Below are 18,011 nucleotides of genomic sequence, written 5' to 3' on the forward strand. Positions count from 1 at the left end.
TCCAGGTTATTTTATTTACTTCCTCAATTATGTTTCAGGCCCAATCAGCCGGGTACTGTCCAATTGGCCGGCCGGTTACATAGATAAACGGCAGGCATGATCCAGACCTGAGCCAACAGCGCATAAAACAAAAACCAGGAGGATTACTATTATGGAACTCAGAAAGTATCTCATGGCAGGCGGACTCGCGTCAGTACTCGTACTTGGTGCATGCGGTGGCGGATCCACTGAAGAAGAGTCGGACGAGGAAGAAACAACCGAAGATGACGGCGGAGGCATGGAAGAAGAATCTTCTGAGGAGTAATATGATTCTGCAGCAGTTTTAAGACCCCGGAGTAATTCCCGGGGTCTTTCTTTAATTCACTTCCACTTTTTTCAATTCTTTCTGCAGCTGCTCCACTTTATCCGTCGCTTCCCACGGGCACTCTTCTGCATTTCTTCCGAAATGACCGTAGCTTGCCGTATTTTTGTAAATCGGTCTTCTGAGATTGAGCATTTCGATGATGCCGTCCGGTGACAGATTGAAAAGTTTGCGGATGGCACCTGTAATTTCCTCTTCAGAGTGTTCGGATGTACCAAAAGTGTCGACCGAAATGGAAACAGGCTGGCTCACCCCGATTGCGTAGGCAAGCTGGATCTCACATTTTTCCGCCACTTTCGCAGCGACGATGTTCTTGGCGATGTACCTTGATGCGTATGCCGCCGAACGGTCCACTTTGGTCGGGTCCTTGCCGCTGAAAGCACCGCCCCCGTGCCTTGCATAGCCTCCGTAGGTGTCAACAATGATCTTCCTGCCAGTCAGTCCCGCATCTCCCTGGGGGCCGCCGATGACAAAACGGCCGGTCGGATTGATGATATACTTTGTTTCTTCATCCAGCAGTTCAGATGGAACGACTGCACCGATTACATGAGTGCGGATGTCATCATAGATGCGCTCCACAGGGATATCATCGTGGTGCTGGGTGGAAATAACAATCGTGTCCACCCTTTTCACCTGATCATTCTCATCATACTCCACAGTAACCTGCGTTTTTCCGTCAGGTCTCAGATAATCGAGAACATTCTCTTTCCTGACATCAGTCAGACGCTTCGACAGTTTGTGTGCGAGGGATATAGGCAGAGGCATAAGTTCATCTGTTTCACTGCACGCATATCCGAACATCAGGCCCTGATCCCCCGCACCCGTGGATATTACACCACTGTCACGCGTTTCAATCGCATTATCCACACCCTGTGCGATGTCCTGCGACTGCTCATCAATCCCGGTCAATACCGACATGGTCTTGTAGTCATAGCCGTACTTTGCACGGGTGTAGCCGATACCTTTAACAGTTTCCCGTACTATTTTGGGGATGTCGACGTATGTCTCAGTACTGATTTCCCCCACTATCATCGCCATACCCGTGTTCACAACCGTCTCACAGGCAACCCTGGCATTGGCATCCCCTTTTAATATTTCGTCCAGAATCGCGTCAGATATCTGATCCGCGATTTTATCAGGATGCCCTTCCGTCACAGATTCAGAAGTGAAAAGCCTGCGCTCTGCCATCTATAAAACTCCTTTGATTAGTTTATTAGCTATCTCTCAGTAAAATAATAAAGCCTTTTCCATAAGACAGGAAAAGGCTTCGCTCTTCCCCTTATCGATCAGAATAAATTCTGCATCCTTTAGCACCTTTCTTTATAGAAAAGAGGTTGCTGGGCTTCCCAGGGTATGTTCCCTCCACCGGCTCTTGATAAGAGATAACTTAATCTATAATATACTAGAGCTTGGATTGAAATTCAAGTAACACTATGTGAAATGACGGGTATAATGTTGCTTCAACCTGATTACAAAACTTTACATCAATCAGTAACCAAGATGTTTACTGTGTATATGATTGTATATTTAAAATTAAAATCCACATTTCACTTGTACTGCTTCCTTTTCCTGTTCTAAATTATCAACAGCATATGACGCTTCTTCAGAGATGAATTCGTCTCCATAATCTGATACCAGTTGACAGTAAATGACTGCGTTTGACGTATCCATCATTTTCCGATAAGCCTTTGCCGACTCCAGAGCATTATGTTCCCAGTCACACTCAATGAAATTTTCCTATTGTTACTCTACAAGGGTTAGTACAAATCCTTTTAAATCAACGTTTTTAAACTTTATTCCTCTAAAAAATCTTCTCGCTACCGAATTTTCTAACACTCCATTAATCGGTCTAAGTTTTGATTAAATGATTACATACACACATATCATATCTTTATAAAACCCCTTCTTTGGCATGATCTTATCAAACATCCTAATCACATACCTGGAAACCAGTGTAGTCAATACCTCTATAATGTCTATTTAGGGGCCACTCTAATCAATCAAAGTTTTAAGAGCGCCGATTGTGAAAATCCTACCAACTGATTCATGCAACATTTGAATGGATGCGATTCAATCGGAATATTCACTCTTACGTTTCTTGATAAAAAGTAACTTTACATTTAATATAATAGAACCTGGACTCGATTCGAACCAATATTATTTGATTTAATATGTCACATCATTTTATAATGTGTTATACTATTTCCTGAAAGGGTCATACACATCCAAATTCGCATAAAAATGGAGGCATACATATGATAAATCATTCCGAGTTAATCCAAAATCTTATTTCAAAAGAAACGGCTCAAATCCAGCTTTCGGCCTCACAGCTTGTTGAAAGTTCCCTCAGAAGAGGTGAAGGGAAACTGACCGAATCCGGCGCCCTGAGAGCAGAGACTGGAAAATATACGGGCAGGAGCCCCAAAGACCGTTTCATAGTTGAAGATGACGTTTCCAGGAACAGAGTGGACTGGGGGGAGGTCAACCAGCCGATTTCAGAAGAGGTGTTCAACACCCTGTACGGGAAAGTCCTTGATCATCTTGATAAGAAAGACGAAGTCTTCGTCTTCAATGGCTATGCCGGTGCGGATGAGAAAACAAGGCTGAACCTGAGGGTGGTCAACGAGTACAGCTGGCACAACATGTTCGCCCGTACGATGTTCATCCGCCCTGAAACTAAGGAAGAGGCTCTTGAGATCGATCCACAATTCACCATCGTCTCCGCCCCTACTTTCAAAGCGGACCCATCTGTCGACGGTACGAAATCGGAAGCTTTCGTCATTGTCTCCCTTGAAAAAGGTATAATCTTGATTGGCGGGACTGAATATGCCGGTGAAATGAAAAAATCCATCTTCTCAATCATGAACTACCTGCTGCCTGAAAAAGGCATCTTGAGCATGCACTGCTCTGCCAACGTGGGTGAAAACAAAGATGTCGCATTGTTCTTCGGCCTTTCAGGCACTGGAAAAACAACGCTTTCCGCAGATCCACAGAGGGAACTTATCGGTGATGATGAGCACGGATGGAATGAAGATGGCGTATTTAATATCGAAGGCGGATGCTATGCGAAGACAATCAATCTCTCTGCTGAAAAGGAGCCGGAAATCTTCCAGGCGATCCGTTTCGGTTCTGTTCTGGAAAATGTCGTCCTTGATGAGAGCGGCGAACCGGACTACGATGACGGGGAATTGACGGAAAACACCCGTGCTGCCTATCCGCTCCATCATATTGATAATGCACGTATCCCGTCTATTGCCGGACATCCGAACACGATCATCTTCCTTACTGCAGATGCGTTCGGTGTACTGCCACCAATTTCAAAACTGACGAAATCCCAGGCAATGTACCATTTCCTGAGTGGTTTCACTTCCAAGCTTGCAGGAACTGAAAGAGGCATCACTTCTCCTCAACCTGTTTTCTCTACATGCTTCGGCTCTCCATTCCTGCCGCTTCACGCCACCACTTATGCGAATATGCTCGGCGATCTGATCGATGAACACGAAGTGGATGTATACCTTGTGAACACGGGATGGTCCGGCGGTGAATACGGTGTAGGTAAACGTATGGATCTCAGCCATACACGCTCTATGGTAAGACGTGCCATCAGTGGAGAACTCGCACTTAATGCCTTCGAGGAAGATTCCGTTTTCGGCCTGAGTATTCCGGTCACTGTACCCGGGGTACCAAGTGAAATTCTGAACCCGAGAAACACATGGGAGTCCACTGCCGCCTATGATGAAAAGGCCAAGGATCTGAAGGAATCATTCATAGAGAACTTCAAGAAGTTCGGAGAAGGTTCTGACGAGATCGCCAGAAACGGCGGTTTCTCACTGCAGACCCAATAATATTGAAAGAGCGGCCAAATCAATTTTGGCCGCTCTTTCATTTTGCAAAGAAAGCATCATCAATGCTCATCTCATATAAATATCTGATGCAGTCATCTTCAAGCAGCATACTCCGTTTTTCATCCGGCACTTCATCTATACTTTCAAACATCAACGGCCCCATCGTTTCAAGGTAATCGCATTTGAAGAATATATCGTTGACATCCGCAAAATATACGGCTTTCGTAAAAGGCTTCGCGTCATGAACCGTATAGTAACCGACATATTTAAGCGTCCCGATGCTCGCGCCTGTCTCTTCGAACACTTCCCTGCGAACAGCCTCTTCCAAAGTTTCTTCCGGCTCTACCTTGCCTCCGGAAAATTCCACTCCCCTTACTTTATGATCCGTCAGAAGATACTTGCCATCCATCCTGCATATCGCGAGGACATGCCCCGCCGTTTCATTCTCTTTAAATTCCAGCGTGACTTTTCTTTCTTCAAAATCCATGAATTCAAGCATTTTATCATCTCCGATATTTGCCTTTATGACAGCCACCCTTTATCATTAAGATATTAAAAAGAATGTCTGGTGATGTTATGCGTACTGTACTACTTTCTCTGTTCCGGTTTTATCAGAAGTTCATCTCGCCGATGTTCCCGCCAAGCTGCCGCTTCAACCCGACCTGTTCGAATTACGGCATTGAGGCAATCCGGGAACATGGGGCCCTGAAAGGGACCTGGCTGACGGTAAAAAGGATACTGAAGTGTCATCCGTTCCATCCCGGAGGATATGACCCTGTACCTTTGAATCCCAAAAATTATACAGAAAAAAAGCAGTAGCCTACATGCTGCTGTTTTTTTCTGTTTCAAATGCTTCCAGATTCTTCATCCTGGAAACCTTCCCGGTGGAAGTCATGATCACTTCTTTTGTTTCATGGATTTCTTTTGGAAGTTTATACCTTGCCAGGCGTTGCTCAAGCACTGCCATGACCGCCGTCCTGTCAAAACCGGCTCCTTCTTCCAGTTCAATCAGCAGTACGGGCACTTCCCCCCACTCCGGATCTTTCTGTTTGATGACTACTGATTTCCTGACGGAGGCATGGGCTGCCGCAGCATCCTCAATCTCTTTTGGATAGATGTTTTCCCCGCCGCTGATAATCAGATCACTCCTTCTGTCCAGTATGTAAAGATAACCGTCATCATCAATGCGGCCAATGTCACCGGTCCTGAAATATCCCTCATCAAGTGACAGTTCCGCGTTTACATATCCTGTGGTGACCGCCGGCCCCTTTACAAGAAGTTCATCTTCATTTTCTCCATCGATCTTGATAGATATATTATCAAGCGGGCGCCCGACCGTCCCTTTAAGAATCTTGGGATCCTCCGGCGCAATGGAAACAATCTGTGAGCACGTCTCAGTCATCCCGAAAGAATTATATACCGGAAATCCTCTCTCCAGCGCACGGTCCAGAAGATCCATCGTCACGCCGGCGCCGCCGAGCAGTATACCTTCGAGATTATGCCTTCCTTCATGCTCCATCATCCGTCCAAGCATCACAGGCACCATGCTGACATGCGTAACTTCATGCTCCTCCAGCTCCCGCCACACATTCAGCGGTTCGAACTTTTCAATCAGAATCATCGTACAGCCGCGGATGACTGAACGCATCAGTATGGAAAACCCTGAAATGTGGTAGATTGGATTGACATTCATCCATACACTCCCCGGCCCATAACTGAATCGCTGTTCGCACCCAATGGCCGATTCATAGTGATTTTCATAACTCTGCCTTACCGCCTTGGCCCGGCCTGTCGTGCCTGAAGTGAACATGATCGACAAGGTTTCCGCTCCGGCCGTTGCCTCCTCATTGCCTGAAACGCCTTCAAGATCAATTAACCCTCCGTAATCGACAATTCTGTAACCGTCCATTGAGAGTTTTTTGGTAGCCACTATGGTATCAACTCCCACATCCGTCATCTGCCTGTCGATTTCAACCTCGGTGAGACGGCGGTTAATCATCACTATTTCAATTTTTGCAAGCATCGCTGCGTGGATCAGAATGACTGATTCAACAGTATTGTCTATAAAGAACCCGATTCTTCTCCTGTCCTGTGCATTCAATTTCTTCGAAACCGACAGCGCTTCCTCGTATAAATCTCTGAATGAAAGCTTTTTTCCATTGAATACGACAGCTGTCTTTTCAGGACGCACGTCCGCCTGCATCTCCAACCAATTATAATCCATTCCTACACCTCATTAAAAAAGCCCATCATCAGATGGGCAGGATAAAACTTATGGGAATCTCGGGAATTGACCGAAGTCCGGCTTCCTCTTCTCTTTGAATGCTTCTCTTCCCTCTTTCGCTTCATCAGTCGTGTAATAAAGCAGCGTCGCATCGCCGGCCATTTGCTGTAATCCTGCAAGACCATCTGTATCTGCATTCATACCCGCTTTCAGCAGACGGAGTGCCGTCGGTGAATGTGCCATCATTTCTTCACACCACTGGACGGTCTCATCCTCGAGCCGGTCAACCGGAACCACAGTGTTCACGAGCCCCATATCCAGTGCTTCCTGTGCATCATACTGTCTGCAGAGATACCAGATTTCACGGGCCTTCTTATGCCCTATGATCCGCGCAAGATAGCCTGCACCGTAACCGGCGTCAAATGAGCCCACTTTAGGGCCGGTCTGTCCGAAGCGTGCGTTGTCTGCAGCGATTGTGAGGTCACATACGACGTGCAGCACATGGCCGCCGCCGATTGCATATCCGGAAACCATCGCAACTACCGGTTTCGGGATGACCCGGATCAGACGCTGCAGATCCAGTACGTTCAAACGCGGCACATTGTCCTCTCCTACATAGCCACCGTGACCGCGGACCGATTGATCACCGCCGGAACAGAAAGCTCTTTCACCTTCGCCGGCAAGTACGATGACTGCTACGTTCTCATCATCCCTCGCCCTGTTGAATGCATCGATCATCTCATTTACCGTAAGAGGTGTAAAGGCATTGCGGACTTCCGGACGGTTGATCGTCACTTTCGCAATACCGTTATAGTATTCATACTTTATCTCTTTGTACTCTTTTAATGTCTGCCATTCTCTAGCCATTGTTCAGCCTCCTATTAAAAACTCTAATACTATTATACCAAACTTATCCGCCGCTTCCATATGAATGTTATGTCCGGCGCCGGGAATAATCTCAAGACGGCTTTCTGGAATCAGTTCCTCCATCCTCTGATTGATGGCTGCGAACTTCCCGTCCTTCTCACCGGCAAGGAGCAGCACCGGAACGGATACTCCCGGCAGATCCGCCCAGTATGACTTCTGGGTTCCCGTTCCATAATTGATCAGACTCTCCGCCGCACCGTACGGATTCTGAGCCAACCTGTTTTCTCTCTGGCGCATCCGCTGACCCGCATCAGCAAAGTCCTGTGATTGGAAAAGTCCCATCTTTTCCCAGGCGTCAATGAAAGAGACATAATCGGATAAAATGCTGTCTGCCCGCTTACGGTCAAGTTCCTGACGTTTTTTCCTTTCTGCCGGATCGCTGATTCCGGGCGATGCGCTCTCAAGCACTGCCGATTTTATCACTCCCGGATGATTGATGATAAGTGATACAGCAACCCTTCCTCCCATGGAGTAGCCGGCGACATGGACCGCCCCCCACCGTGACATGATCAGTGCGGCAAGCGCATCCGAGACATCATCCATGGAATAGTCTCCGCCGGCTTTCGTATCACCGAACCCCGGTAGATCGACAAACAGTATGTTGAAATGTTCCATCAGGTGTCCGGCAGCCGGTTCCATGCTCGACATATCCGACAGGAAGCCGTGCATAAGAAGCACTGTCTCCTCGAAGTCGTTATCTTTGAACCTGTAATTAAGTTCCAATGGCTGTCACCATTTTCCCGATTTCCTCTTTGAGCTTCTGATGTTCGAGCAGATTCCTATCTCTGTCAGTCTTTATCTCGATCATGTTTTTGCCGCTTCTGTTCAGAAGCCTCTCATCCAGTTCGTCCACATCCGTAATTGAGATATGATCGAATCCGTACAGTGCTGCTGCATGGCTGAAATCAAGGTCGAGCGGCGTTCCGAAGAGACGTTCGAAATGGTCTTTATCCGCGTGCTGCGGGAGGAAGCTGAATATGCCCCCTCCGTTGTTGTTAAACACAATTATATTTATATCTATATCTTCGAGCTTCGCCATCATGAGACCGTTCATATCATGATAGAGCGCAACATCGCCGATAATCAGTGTGACCGTCCGGCTCAGTGCCGTTCCGAGCGCTGTTGACACGACGCCGTCGATGCCGTTTGCTCCACGGTTTGAATAGACGGGATGTACGTTAAGTGTATCGTACCTTTCCACATCACGTATCGGCATACTGCTTGAGAGGAAGAAATTTGTCGCATGTCCGGTTTTCTGGATGATGTCATACGTAAAACGCCCCTCATCAGTGAAGTAACCGATATTTTCATCAATGAAATCTGTGATGGAGGCTTCGATATGGCTCATCCATTTTTTGAAGTCCGGTGTCCCTCCGGAAAACCCGATCTGCTCCAGTATATCCGGGACATTCCCGATATAGGATGCCGCCGGGGCCACAGGATAAGTTTTGACTTCCTGCACTTCACTCAACACATACTGCGGCACATTGGTCGAAGAGAGGAATTTATTGGCCGCCTTCGAAGTCAGCGGCTCCCCGATACGGAGGATGAAATCGAGGTTTTCCTCAATGAAGCTGTACTGTGCTTCACTGAGCACATTGAATATCAGATCATGATGTGTCACAGCATTTTTCAGGAATCTGCGCAGGTGCTGTCTCGGATCGAGAATGACAGTCAGATTTTCACGATCGATGATACCTCCGATATCCGAGAGATCCTCCCTGGTCTCCCCGATCAATAAAAGGCCCGTACCCTGCAACGGTTTTACGGTCTCATCCGTCATCCTATATTCCGGCAGTGCTTTTTGCTTTCTGTTGAACAGGCCGGTCATTGAGACATCCGGCATGGACGGCTCCCGTACAGGGATATTGATATGGACCGGACCAGTGTTTATGCCGGTGAAAAACCTGGAACACTGGAGTATCTTGGTTTCTATCAGATCTTCCAGGGACTCGTGCATGTCGGCAAGCGGCAGTTCTGTAAAGAACTTTACATAATTGCTGTACATATTGTTCTGTGTAATGGACTGCGGTGCCCCGATACCCCTGAGTTCATGCGGTCTGTCGGCTGTCAGCGCAATCAGCGGTAGATGGCTGAGTCCCGCTTCCGCCATAGCTGGCGTATAATTCGCGGCCGCAGTGCCTGATGTGCAGATGAGCCCCACAGGGCTCCGATCTGTCTTTGCAAGTCCCAGAGCAAAGAATGCCGCACTCCTTTCATCTGGATGTACATAGGTCCTTATCGAAGGATGCAGTTCGGCTGCAATCGCTATAGGTGTTGAACGTGAGCCGGGACTGATGACGACTTCCTCCATCCCGTAGGACCACAAAACATCAATGAGTGTAAAAACCTGCTTGGTCAGCATCTCCTGATGGTTCATCCGTCATTCGCCTCCAGCACATTCAGCATCGGTGTGAATTTGACCTGTGTCTCCTCGAATTCCTTTTCGCTTGAAGACCCTTTGACAATTCCACATCCTGCAAACAGAGTCGCGCTGTTCGCCTGGATGAGCATCGATCTGATCGACACGACAAATTCGGAATCATTGTCCTCATGGATGATACCCACAGGTGCTGCATACAGCCCCCGTGTTCCATATTCCTCCTTCATGATATATTCCCGCGCCTTGTTCTTCGGCAGACCGCCGACGGCCGGTGTCGGATGGATGGCATCGAGCAGATCAAAGACATCTGTATCCTCGTTCAATGTGGCTTTGATCGCCGTATGAAGATGGTAGATATACTTGTTCTCGAGAATCCCTGGTTTTGGATCATACTCCACCCAGTCACTGTACGGCTCCAAATCATGCACAATCGATTCGCGGACGACTTCATGTTCATAGCGGTTCTTTTCATCATTCAAAAGGAACGATTTCTGAAGCTCATCCTGTTCACAATCATGGGTTCTTTTGGCTGAACCCGCTATCGCATTCGTCCGTAATTTATCCCCTTTGATATCAAAAAGTTTTTCCGGTGATTTGGAGATGAATGCGGATTTGCCCTTTTCATAATAGATTGTGTAAGTACCTTTTTCATTATCCAGTCGTTCCAGCAAAAAAAGCGGATCTGCCGAAGACTTGAAGGTTATCAGTCTCTGTCTCGCAAGCACCACTTTCCTGAAACTCATTTCATCCAGTACATCAACCGTCCGGTCGACAAGCGCCTTCCATTCACCCGGAAACAGATCTTTCTCCATGTTGATGACAGGTTTGCCGTCAGCTTTCAATTCTGCATTTTCAATGGCTTCAAGCTCGCTTACTATATCACCGAGTACTGTCTGCAGATCCACTTCTGAAATGACTGCAGTGTAAAAGAGAACTCCATTTTTCAGGTCGAATTGCCATTTCGGCAGATGGAATTCCACCATGGCGAAGTCATTCCATTCATCAGTGGAATCTTTGGTGTCAAAACGGGTGCCTCCGAACAGGCTGAGACGCGAAGGGAGACCTTCCTCAAGCCTGACTTTTTGAATTTTATCATAAAGTGCATCTTTCTCTTTGGACAAAGAAAATGCAGAATATTTATCTCTTCTTATTGATTCCAGATAACCGATGCCTACAATATTATAAGCATCCTCTTTAGAACGGAACCAGTATCTGGACCCAAGTTCAGATTCAAAGTGGGAAAACAGTTTTCTCTCATCAATCGCCATACCATATATGGGGAGTTGGAGAGTCAGATAGTTTTTATCTGAATCCAGGCTTATATCATCCAGAATAGTTTGATACGCTTCCAAGTTCATTAATACACACTTCTTTCAGCATAGTTACTCCCATTTTATCATTTATTCATATATGTGTGTATCGTATATAATTAAATATGTTAAAATTGTAATCATATTTATTCATAAAGGAAGATGGTCATGCAAGGTACAGAAACACATACAGGGATCAAGAAATACCTCAGTCTGACGCGTCCCCATACTCTGACGGCCGGATTCGTCCCTGTTCTCGTCGGAACGGCGAGCGTCCTGCTTTTCGCACCGATCAGATGGGATATGTTCATCGCCATGATGATTGCCACACTCCTCATCCAGTCCGCGACGAATATGTTCAATGAATACTTTGACTTCAAAAGAGGTCTCGACAGCGCCGAATCGGTGGGGATTGCGGGGGCGATAGTACGAAACGGAATGTCGCCCCGGCTTGTTCTGAACATCGCCATCCTGTTCTACAGCATTGCCGGCATCATAGGCATTTACATTTCGATAAACACATCGCTCTGGATACTTGTCATCGGGGCTGTATCAATGGCTGTCGGATATCTCTATACAGGGGGCCCTTTCCCTATTTCATGGACCCCGTTCGGGGAGATATTCGCCGGGTTCTTCATGGGGACAGTCATTATCATGATTACATTTTTCATCCATACGGAAACGTTGCACTACTTTCCATTGCTGATTTCAATACCGGTTGCGATTACCATCGGTCTGTTGAACATGGCGAACAACATCAGGGACCGCAGGAAGGATAAGGAAAGCGGCAGGAAGACATTCGTCATCCTTGTGGGCAAGCCACTTGCAGTCATGACTACAGCAGCCCTGCTGGCATTCTGCTATGCCTTCATTTTCTGGATCGTGTTCTTCAAACCATATGGTTCAGTATTCCTGCTCCTTACATTCATCTCGATACCGCTGTTCTTGAAAACAGTGCGCCGGATGTGGAGAGGCGACACACCCGCCGAACTCATTCCGGCCATGGCTTCCATGGGAAAACTGAATACTGTCTTCGGACTCCTGCTGACAGTTGGTCTCATGATCAATGGAATAACAGGGATATAAAAAATGGCTGGGAAAATTCTTCTCAGCCATTTTTCTATATATATCTCTCCTGCTGCATCTTTTCATGAAATTCCCGTATGCATTCAAAATGGTTGGGGTTTATGTTGCGGATCGTCTTGCTTCGGACCGCACCTTTTTCATTTTTCAATTTGATGAACAGTACGCCCGATTCATAGTCCCCATAATTGTACTCATCGTCGTTGAACTCCAGGGAAATGATTTCTCTGTACGGGTAGTAGCTTACAAGCCACTTTGCGCTTTCCTCGCTGAATTTAAAGGCAGAAGCATGTACGAAAATGAGCTCGTCTTCCAACAGGATATAAAGGCCAATCCGCGTCAGGTTCAGCCGGCAGGTGCCGATGCAGTACACCGGTTTCGACTTATAGATTTCATAGTCAAGGTCCTCAAGCAGATGCTTTTTCACCTGCTGCAGAAAAAGTAGTTCATCCCCATTGAATTCATGTGGTCCCTTCTCTATTTCAGACATGGGTCTCGGGAGTTCGATGTCATCCAGATATAAATTGACTTCATGATAAGAAAACATAGACATTCTCCATATTCATTATAGAATTTGACTCCATTATACATCATTCCCATGATGCATAAAAAATATTATTTCCATTACCGAAATAATATTGATTATTCTTATAATTATATTATACTTAAAGTGTATCTATATACTAGGGGGTAAGATGAAATGAGTATGAAAAAGTATCTGCTGTCAGGCGTCCTCTCCACAGCGCTGCTCCTCGGTGCATGCGGAGGTGCCGATTCCGGTGAGGAAGACGCCAGCGGGGACAATACCGAAGAATCAGGCACTGGCGAAGAAAACCAGGATGTTTCCTACTCCGGCCAATACGGTGATTTCAATGTAGTTGAGTTCAGTCAGACAACAATGGAAGCTCCTGAAGAAGAAGCTGAAGGCGAAGAAGAAACGGGGCCGACAGAAGCAGTCGTCATCGAATTCGAATTCACAAACAACTCTGATGTCGCCACCTCACCACAGGAAGCTTTCGGTCTCGATCTCGCCGTCAGACAGATGGATGGTGACTCTGAAACGCCGCTGGAAAACCTGACAATGGATCTTCCCGAAGACTTTGAAAAAAGTGACGAAGCAGACGCTGCTGCTGAAATGATCGAGCCCGGAGAATCCTCGACTGCAGTCGTAGCATACGGGCCACTCGACCCGGAACTTGAAACCGTTCTGCAGAGTCGGGAAAACCCGATGGCCGAAGAAGACTCCGATCCACTCGATTACACGATTGAACTTGAGGAGTCGGGAGAAAAAGAATAATAAAAATCAATCCATGCCCCCTGCAGAAGCCAGGGGGCATGTTTTAAGGCAGGTAAAACATGATAATCACTACAGGCAGCAGGACAGACCAGGTTACGACGGCCCGTGCAAAAACGCTCGCCGAAGAATATCAACATCCTTTTATAAAAAGGAACAAAAGAAGCATCGATGCCCTATTTGAAAAATACAAAACCGACATTGCAACGGTCGGCAGGGAGAAACTCACAATCATGCCCTGTTCTTCGACGGAACCCATCCACTTCCATCCCAGCCTGTCTATGATCAGGGCAAAACGGCTGATAAACGGAGAAAATGATGCATTCACAGAAGCCTGTCGGCTGACGGCGGGGATGAGTGTGCTTGATTGCACAATGGGACTCGCAGCAGACAGCATCATAGCCAGCCTTGTTACAGGGGATAAAGGCTGCGTCACTGCAGTAGAGGCCAGCCCAGTCCTCCACATGCTCGCCACCGAAGGATTAAAGACATACCATAGTATGATCCCGGTAGTTGACGAAGCAATGCGAAGGATTAAAACAGTACATGCAGACCACCGTGATTACCTCAGAATGCTTCCCGATAACAGCTTTGACATCGTATACTTCGATCCAATGTTCCAGGAGACAATCAAAGCATCAAACGCCATCCGGAAAATCAGCGCACAGGCAGAAAAGAACAGACTGACACACGAAACTGTCACGGAAGCAAAAAGAGTCGCAAAACACAGAGTGGTGCTGAAAGACCATTGGAGAAGCAGGAGGTTCGAACAGTTTGGTTTCAATCAGCTTAAAAGAAAGACAAGCCAGGTGCACTACGGCAGGATTGAACTTTAATAAACACCATCACTTCCGTCAACTGATAAAAAGAAAGGCTCATCCTCGAACCTGTAACCTACTTTCATGAGTGTTCGGGGTATGTTAGAATCTGTATTTTTATAGAGGGTGATACTGCCTTTATTAGATTCGTCAATGTCTGAAATTATGATTCACATGCTTCACCCGTCTCGATCTGTAACCATGGTCCGATCATTTTTAAGGCAATTACCATGTTTCTGTAATCCGGGGTCACGCTAATCTCTGATGAATTCGAATACGCCGGCTGCTCCCATGCCGACTCCCACACACATTGTGACCATACCATATTTTGATGCCGGTCTTTTTTTCATTTCAGCAAGCAGTCGAGCCGTGAGCATTGCACCTGAAGCACCGAGTGGATGGCCCAGCGCTATCGCTCCGCCGTTTACATTTGTTTTTTCTGTATCCAGACCAGCTTCCCTGATTGTTGCAACGGTCTGGGAGGCGAACGCTTCATTCAATTCGATCAGGTCCATGTCCTCAACCCCAAGACCTGTCAGTTCCAGCACTTCCGGTATGGCATATGCAGGACCTATCCCCATCAGTTTCGGATCGACACCAACCGCCTTATAACCGACGAACCGCGCAATAGGCGTGACCCCGAGCTCCTTCACTTTATTACCCGACATCAATATGACAAAGCCTGTGCCATCTGTAAGCGGTGCTGATGAAGCAGCTGTCACTGTCCCGCCTGCTTTGAATATCGTCGGCAGTTCCTCAAGCGTCTCAAGGTTTGTATCCGGACGTATGAGTTCATCTGTCCTGAATGATTCCTTTGTGACAACAGGTCCGTTTTCATCATATGAAACGCTGTTGACATCGATTGGTATGATTTCATCATCGAATCTGCCTGAATCCCTGGCCTTTATAGCGCGCTGATGGCTTTGCACGGAATAGGAATCCTGGTCTTTTCGTGACACTGAATATTCTTCCGCCACCATTTCAGCCGTCAGCCCCATCGGATACGATACACCGGTATCTTCATCCTGGAGCACCGGACTGTTTGTGGGCTCGTTCCCTCCCATTGGAACAGCACTCATCAGTTCGACACCGCCTGCTGCCAATATATCCGCCTGCCGGGATCTGATCTGATTGGCTGCAATTGCGATGGTCTGAAGTCCGGATGAACAAAAGCGGTTCACTGTCTGCCCCGGCACACTCTCAGGCATGCCGGCAAGCATTGAAATGGTGCGTGCTATGTTCTGACCCTGCAGACTTTCAGGGAATGCATTGCCGACGATTACATCTTCCACCATTGCCGGCTGGAACCCGCCGTCAACCCGGTTCATGACCCCTTTTAAAACCTGTGCAGCCACTTCATCGGGTCTTTCGTGGGCCATGGCGCCACCCTTCGCTTTTCCCGCTGCAGAACGGCCGTAAGCCACAATATATGCATCTTCCATTCATTTTCATCCTTTCTTCATATACTCATCATTAATTACGCAAAGGCTTGCCTGTCTCAAGCATGTGCTTAATGCGATTGTATGTCTTGTCATTCTGCAGCAGCGTCAGAAACCTCTCTTTTTCGAGCTTCTGTATATATCCCTGGTTGATAATCGTGTTTCGCGGCAATTCGCCGCCGGATAGTACGTGCGCAACATCCAGGGTGACTTCATAATCATAATCGCTTATGAAATTGCCGGTACGTTGCGCATCCAGCTGACCCTTGGCAAGTGCCTTATAGTCACGCCCCAGTGCAGTATAATTTACTTTCGGTTTTGGAATGTAATTTGTTTCCGACTCATAACGCGCCCTTTCCAGTGCAATTTCCACTCTTTTTTCAGCGTTCAGTATGATAGTGTCAGTGTTTCTCAAATATTTGTATTTGAGTGCTTCATGGGCATTCGTAGATACTTTGGCAAAAGCGATATTTGTCATCACTTCAGTCATGGTCTTTTGCTTGTCATTTTGCATATGACCGGTACTGAGTATTCTGTCGGCCATTTCGGCAAGACCGCCCCCGCTCGGCACAAGACCGACACCGGCCTCTACGAGGCCCATGTATGTTTCACTCGCCGCCACGACAATCGGTGAGTGAAGGACAAGTTCACACCCCCCGCCAAGAGATTTGCCGTACACAGCGGTAACAACCGGTTTCAACGCGTACTTGAGCCGGTTGAAACTTTCATGCAACTTGTCAATTGCCGGACCGACTATTTCTTCCACCCTGTTGTCCTCGTGCATTTTTTTCATCAGGTATAGATCGGCGCCTACGCTGAAATGACGTCCTTCAGCATAGATTACCATACTGGAGTAATCTTCATTCTCCAGGAGATCTATCGATTCGATCAGATCCCCGGCGAAGTCATCTGAAATTATATTGTTTCTGCTTTGCAGTTTCAGCAGCAGCTGATCGCTGTGTGCAACAGACAGCAGAGAATCTTCCCTGTTCCATATTTCACTATCCGTGAACTCGGACACTGGTGTCACACGTTCAATGGAGTCACTCTCACTGTAAAATGGAGTATCACGTTTTTTGATCCACCCGGGCAATTCTCCAAGTTCATTTTCCATACGTTCTTTGACACGTTCGAACCCCATCATGTCCCAGAGCTGGAACGGTCCTTTCTTCCAGTTGAATCCCCATACCATGGCCCGGTCAATGTCCGCATAATCTGATGCGGCCTTGGGAACATTGAGGGCGGAATAATAGAAATTGTTCCTCAATGTCTCCCACAGAAATCTTCCCGCTTCATCTTCAGCATTGAAGACTGCATCCAGGTTCGCCCCGAGATCCCTCCCAAATTTCCCAAGGATATGAAACTCCGGCTGGTCCGGGGTGATATAATCATTACTTTCCGGGTCAAACACGAGATAGTCCTCTTTTCCCTTCTTATAAAAACCCTGCTTTTTCTTCTTACCAAACGCTCCTTTTTCCATGAGCGTCCCGGCTATTTTTGTGTCATGGAAAAATTGCTTCTCTTCGGGTATCTGCTGCAGCCCTCTTATCACCGTCACCGCAATATCCAGCCCCACAAGGTCCACCAGTCCGTATGTTCCTGTACCCGGGCGCCCAATGTTGCGGCCGGTCAGGGCATCCGTTTCCGCAATCGAAAATCCTTGTTGTTCCGCACGGAACATAATATCGTTCATCGTCTGTGTACCTATGCGGTTGGCCACAAATGCAGGGACATCGTTTGCAATGACAACACCTTTGCCCAGAACATCTTCCAGAAAAAGCTGTACCTCCTCTAATGCATCAGACGACGTATTTGCATAAGGTATCACCTCAACCAGCTTCATGATGCGGGGAGGATTGAAGAAATGCATGCCGAAGAATCTTTTTTTCTCACTGTCGTCGAACACTTTTGATATGGAAGCGATAGGAATTCCCGAGGTGTTTGTTGCAAATAAAGTTCTGTCTCCAGCTGTTCTCCTCACTTTATCCCATACCTCATGTTTGATACCCAGGTCCTCTTTCACAGCTTCGATATAAATGTCCGTACCATCATCCCCGGTGAGGTCCTCTTCAAAGTTGCCGTATGTCAGATTGGATGCAAACGACAAATCGAATAATTGAGGCCGCTTCTTATCAGTTATTGTATCGTAGGCTTTTTTCGAAATTTCATTGGGCTCGTCCCTATCGCCAGCAATGTCCAGAATTTTAACCCTGAGCCCTGCATTGACCAGCAGGGCGGCAATCTGACTGCCCATTACACCGGCACCCAGAACGGTTGCTTTTCTTATCGTCATGAAAAAACCTCCAGATTATTTTATCCTGAAAATG

At 47.1% G+C, this 18,011-nt stretch carries 17 protein-coding genes and 1 riboswitch; of the genes, 6 read left to right on the top strand and 11 right to left on the bottom strand.

Features of this window, described 5'->3' with window-relative positions; genetic code table 11:
• Positions 1-151: 151 nt before the first annotated feature.
• Positions 152-304 carry a hypothetical protein gene (locus tag C792_RS14965; protein ID WP_017549195.1) on the top strand — a complete coding sequence of 51 codons (153 nt, stop codon included), beginning with the start codon at positions 152-154 and terminating at the stop codon, positions 302-304.
• 51 nt (positions 305-355) lie between these two features.
• Here C792_RS14965 and metK read toward each other — a convergent pair whose 3' ends face one another.
• Entirely contained in the window at positions 356-1,549 is a 1,194-nt protein-coding gene (gene metK / locus C792_RS0109260) for a methionine adenosyltransferase (protein ID WP_017549196.1), read from the bottom strand.
• An 88-nt stretch (positions 1,550-1,637) separates the two neighbouring features.
• A riboswitch (SAM riboswitch) is annotated at positions 1,638-1,743 on the bottom strand.
• A gap of 151 nt (positions 1,744-1,894) precedes the next feature.
• Entirely contained in the window at positions 1,895-2,089 is a 195-nt protein-coding gene (locus C792_RS15160) for an Ltp family lipoprotein (RefSeq protein ID WP_425413719.1), read from the bottom strand.
• Positions 2,090-2,616: 527 nt separating this feature from the next.
• On the opposite strand from C792_RS15160, the gene pckA reads away from it, so the two are divergent.
• The gene (gene pckA / locus C792_RS0109265) at positions 2,617-4,206 is read left to right on the top strand and encodes a phosphoenolpyruvate carboxykinase (ATP) (protein ID WP_017549197.1); all 1,590 of its coding nucleotides are present in this window, start codon (positions 2,617-2,619) and stop codon (positions 4,204-4,206) included.
• 37 nt (positions 4,207-4,243) lie between these two features.
• Here pckA and C792_RS0109270 read toward each other — a convergent pair whose 3' ends face one another.
• Positions 4,244-4,705 (bottom strand): NUDIX domain-containing protein, encoded by a 462-nt coding sequence (locus C792_RS0109270; protein ID WP_017549198.1) that lies wholly within the window; start codon positions 4,703-4,705, stop codon positions 4,244-4,246.
• 77 nt (positions 4,706-4,782) lie between these two features.
• On the opposite strand from C792_RS0109270, the gene yidD reads away from it, so the two are divergent.
• Entirely contained in the window at positions 4,783-5,025 is a 243-nt protein-coding gene (gene yidD, locus C792_RS0109275; RefSeq protein ID WP_017549199.1) for a membrane protein insertion efficiency factor YidD, read from the top strand.
• 1 nt (position 5,026) lies between these two features.
• Here the strand turns inward: yidD and menE are convergent, their stop codons facing one another.
• From menE to C792_RS0109300, 5 genes are read right to left on the bottom strand one after another with little or no spacing between them, the layout of a single operon-like run.
• Positions 5,027-6,430 (bottom strand): o-succinylbenzoate--CoA ligase, encoded by a 1,404-nt coding sequence (gene menE, locus C792_RS0109280; protein ID WP_017549200.1) that lies wholly within the window; start codon positions 6,428-6,430, stop codon positions 5,027-5,029.
• A gap of 48 nt (positions 6,431-6,478) precedes the next feature.
• Positions 6,479-7,297: a 1,4-dihydroxy-2-naphthoyl-CoA synthase gene (menB, locus tag C792_RS14900; RefSeq protein WP_017549201.1), complete on the bottom strand. Its 819-nt coding sequence runs from the start codon at positions 7,295-7,297 to the stop codon at positions 6,479-6,481.
• Positions 7,298-7,300: 3 nt separating this feature from the next.
• On the bottom strand, positions 7,301-8,080 hold the full coding sequence (gene menH, locus C792_RS14905) for a 2-succinyl-6-hydroxy-2,4-cyclohexadiene-1-carboxylate synthase (protein ID WP_017549202.1): 780 nt from the start codon (positions 8,078-8,080) through the stop codon (positions 7,301-7,303).
• The gene (gene menD / locus C792_RS0109295) at positions 8,070-9,737 is read right to left on the bottom strand and encodes a 2-succinyl-5-enolpyruvyl-6-hydroxy-3-cyclohexene-1-carboxylic-acid synthase (RefSeq protein WP_017549203.1); all 1,668 of its coding nucleotides are present in this window, start codon (positions 9,735-9,737) and stop codon (positions 8,070-8,072) included. The genes menH and menD overlap by 11 nt, the downstream gene beginning before the upstream one ends.
• Complete coding sequence (locus C792_RS0109300; RefSeq protein WP_017549204.1) at positions 9,734-11,098, bottom strand: isochorismate synthase; 1,365 nt, start codon at positions 11,096-11,098, stop codon at positions 9,734-9,736. The genes menD and C792_RS0109300 overlap by 4 nt, the downstream gene beginning before the upstream one ends.
• A 120-nt stretch (positions 11,099-11,218) precedes the next feature.
• Between C792_RS0109300 and C792_RS0109305 the strand changes: the two genes are divergently transcribed.
• Positions 11,219-12,136 carry a 1,4-dihydroxy-2-naphthoate polyprenyltransferase gene (locus C792_RS0109305; protein WP_017549205.1) on the top strand — a complete coding sequence of 306 codons (918 nt, stop codon included), beginning with the start codon at positions 11,219-11,221 and terminating at the stop codon, positions 12,134-12,136.
• A 34-nt stretch (positions 12,137-12,170) separates the two neighbouring features.
• On the opposite strand, the gene C792_RS0109310 is transcribed toward C792_RS0109305, so the two are convergent.
• A complete protein-coding gene (locus C792_RS0109310) occupies positions 12,171-12,680 on the bottom strand; it encodes a hypothetical protein (RefSeq protein WP_017549206.1) in 510 nt (169 codons plus the stop codon).
• Between the two features lie 153 nt (positions 12,681-12,833).
• Here C792_RS0109310 and C792_RS0109315 point away from each other — a divergent pair, with 153 nt between their 5' ends.
• Both C792_RS0109315 and C792_RS0109320 read left to right on the top strand, forming a co-directional pair.
• Positions 12,834-13,430, top strand: coding sequence for a DUF5067 domain-containing protein (locus C792_RS0109315; protein WP_017549207.1), 597 nt, complete (start codon positions 12,834-12,836; stop codon positions 13,428-13,430).
• Positions 13,431-13,489: 59 nt separating this feature from the next.
• Positions 13,490-14,263 carry a class I SAM-dependent methyltransferase gene (locus tag C792_RS0109320; protein WP_017549208.1) on the top strand — a complete coding sequence of 258 codons (774 nt, stop codon included), beginning with the start codon at positions 13,490-13,492 and terminating at the stop codon, positions 14,261-14,263.
• A gap of 236 nt (positions 14,264-14,499) precedes the next feature.
• Here the strand turns inward: C792_RS0109320 and C792_RS0109325 are convergent, their stop codons facing one another.
• Both C792_RS0109325 and fadB read right to left on the bottom strand, forming a co-directional pair.
• Complete coding sequence (locus tag C792_RS0109325; protein WP_017549209.1) at positions 14,500-15,687, bottom strand: thiolase family protein; 1,188 nt, start codon at positions 15,685-15,687, stop codon at positions 14,500-14,502.
• Positions 15,688-15,718: 31 nt separating this feature from the next.
• Entirely contained in the window at positions 15,719-17,977 is a 2,259-nt protein-coding gene (fadB, locus tag C792_RS0109330) for a 3-hydroxyacyl-CoA dehydrogenase/crotonase FadB (protein WP_017549210.1), read from the bottom strand.
• Positions 17,978-18,011: the final 34 nt, after the last annotated feature.

This window comes from Salinicoccus carnicancri Crm, from assembly GCF_000330705.1.
Lineage (GTDB): Bacteria > Bacillota > Bacilli > Staphylococcales > Salinicoccaceae > Salinicoccus > Salinicoccus carnicancri.

Coding starts and splice junctions, on each gene's coding strand:
- C792_RS0109310 (WP_017549206.1), bottom strand. CDS start 12,680: ATGTTTTCTTATCATGAAGTCAATTTATATCTGGATGACATCGAACTC.
- C792_RS0109315 (WP_017549207.1), top strand. CDS start 12,834: ATGAGTATGAAAAAGTATCTGCTGTCAGGCGTCCTCTCCACAGCGCTG.
- menB (WP_017549201.1), bottom strand. CDS start 7,297: ATGGCTAGAGAATGGCAGACATTAAAAGAGTACAAAGAGATAAAGTAT.
- yidD (WP_017549199.1), top strand. CDS start 4,783: ATGCGTACTGTACTACTTTCTCTGTTCCGGTTTTATCAGAAGTTCATC.
- metK (WP_017549196.1), bottom strand. CDS start 1,549: ATGGCAGAGCGCAGGCTTTTCACTTCTGAATCTGTGACGGAAGGGCAT.
- C792_RS0109300 (WP_017549204.1), bottom strand. CDS start 11,098: ATGAACTTGGAAGCGTATCAAACTATTCTGGATGATATAAGCCTGGAT.
- C792_RS0109320 (WP_017549208.1), top strand. CDS start 13,490: ATGATAATCACTACAGGCAGCAGGACAGACCAGGTTACGACGGCCCGT.
- C792_RS0109305 (WP_017549205.1), top strand. CDS start 11,219: ATGCAAGGTACAGAAACACATACAGGGATCAAGAAATACCTCAGTCTG.
- menD (WP_017549203.1), bottom strand. CDS start 9,737: ATGAACCATCAGGAGATGCTGACCAAGCAGGTTTTTACACTCATTGAT.
- menE (WP_017549200.1), bottom strand. CDS start 6,430: ATGGATTATAATTGGTTGGAGATGCAGGCGGACGTGCGTCCTGAAAAG.
- C792_RS0109325 (WP_017549209.1), bottom strand. CDS start 15,687: ATGGAAGATGCATATATTGTGGCTTACGGCCGTTCTGCAGCGGGAAAA.
- pckA (WP_017549197.1), top strand. CDS start 2,617: ATGATAAATCATTCCGAGTTAATCCAAAATCTTATTTCAAAAGAAACG.
- C792_RS0109270 (WP_017549198.1), bottom strand. CDS start 4,705: ATGCTTGAATTCATGGATTTTGAAGAAAGAAAAGTCACGCTGGAATTT.
- C792_RS14965 (WP_017549195.1), top strand. CDS start 152: ATGGAACTCAGAAAGTATCTCATGGCAGGCGGACTCGCGTCAGTACTC.
- fadB (WP_017549210.1), bottom strand. CDS start 17,977: ATGACGATAAGAAAAGCAACCGTTCTGGGTGCCGGTGTAATGGGCAGT.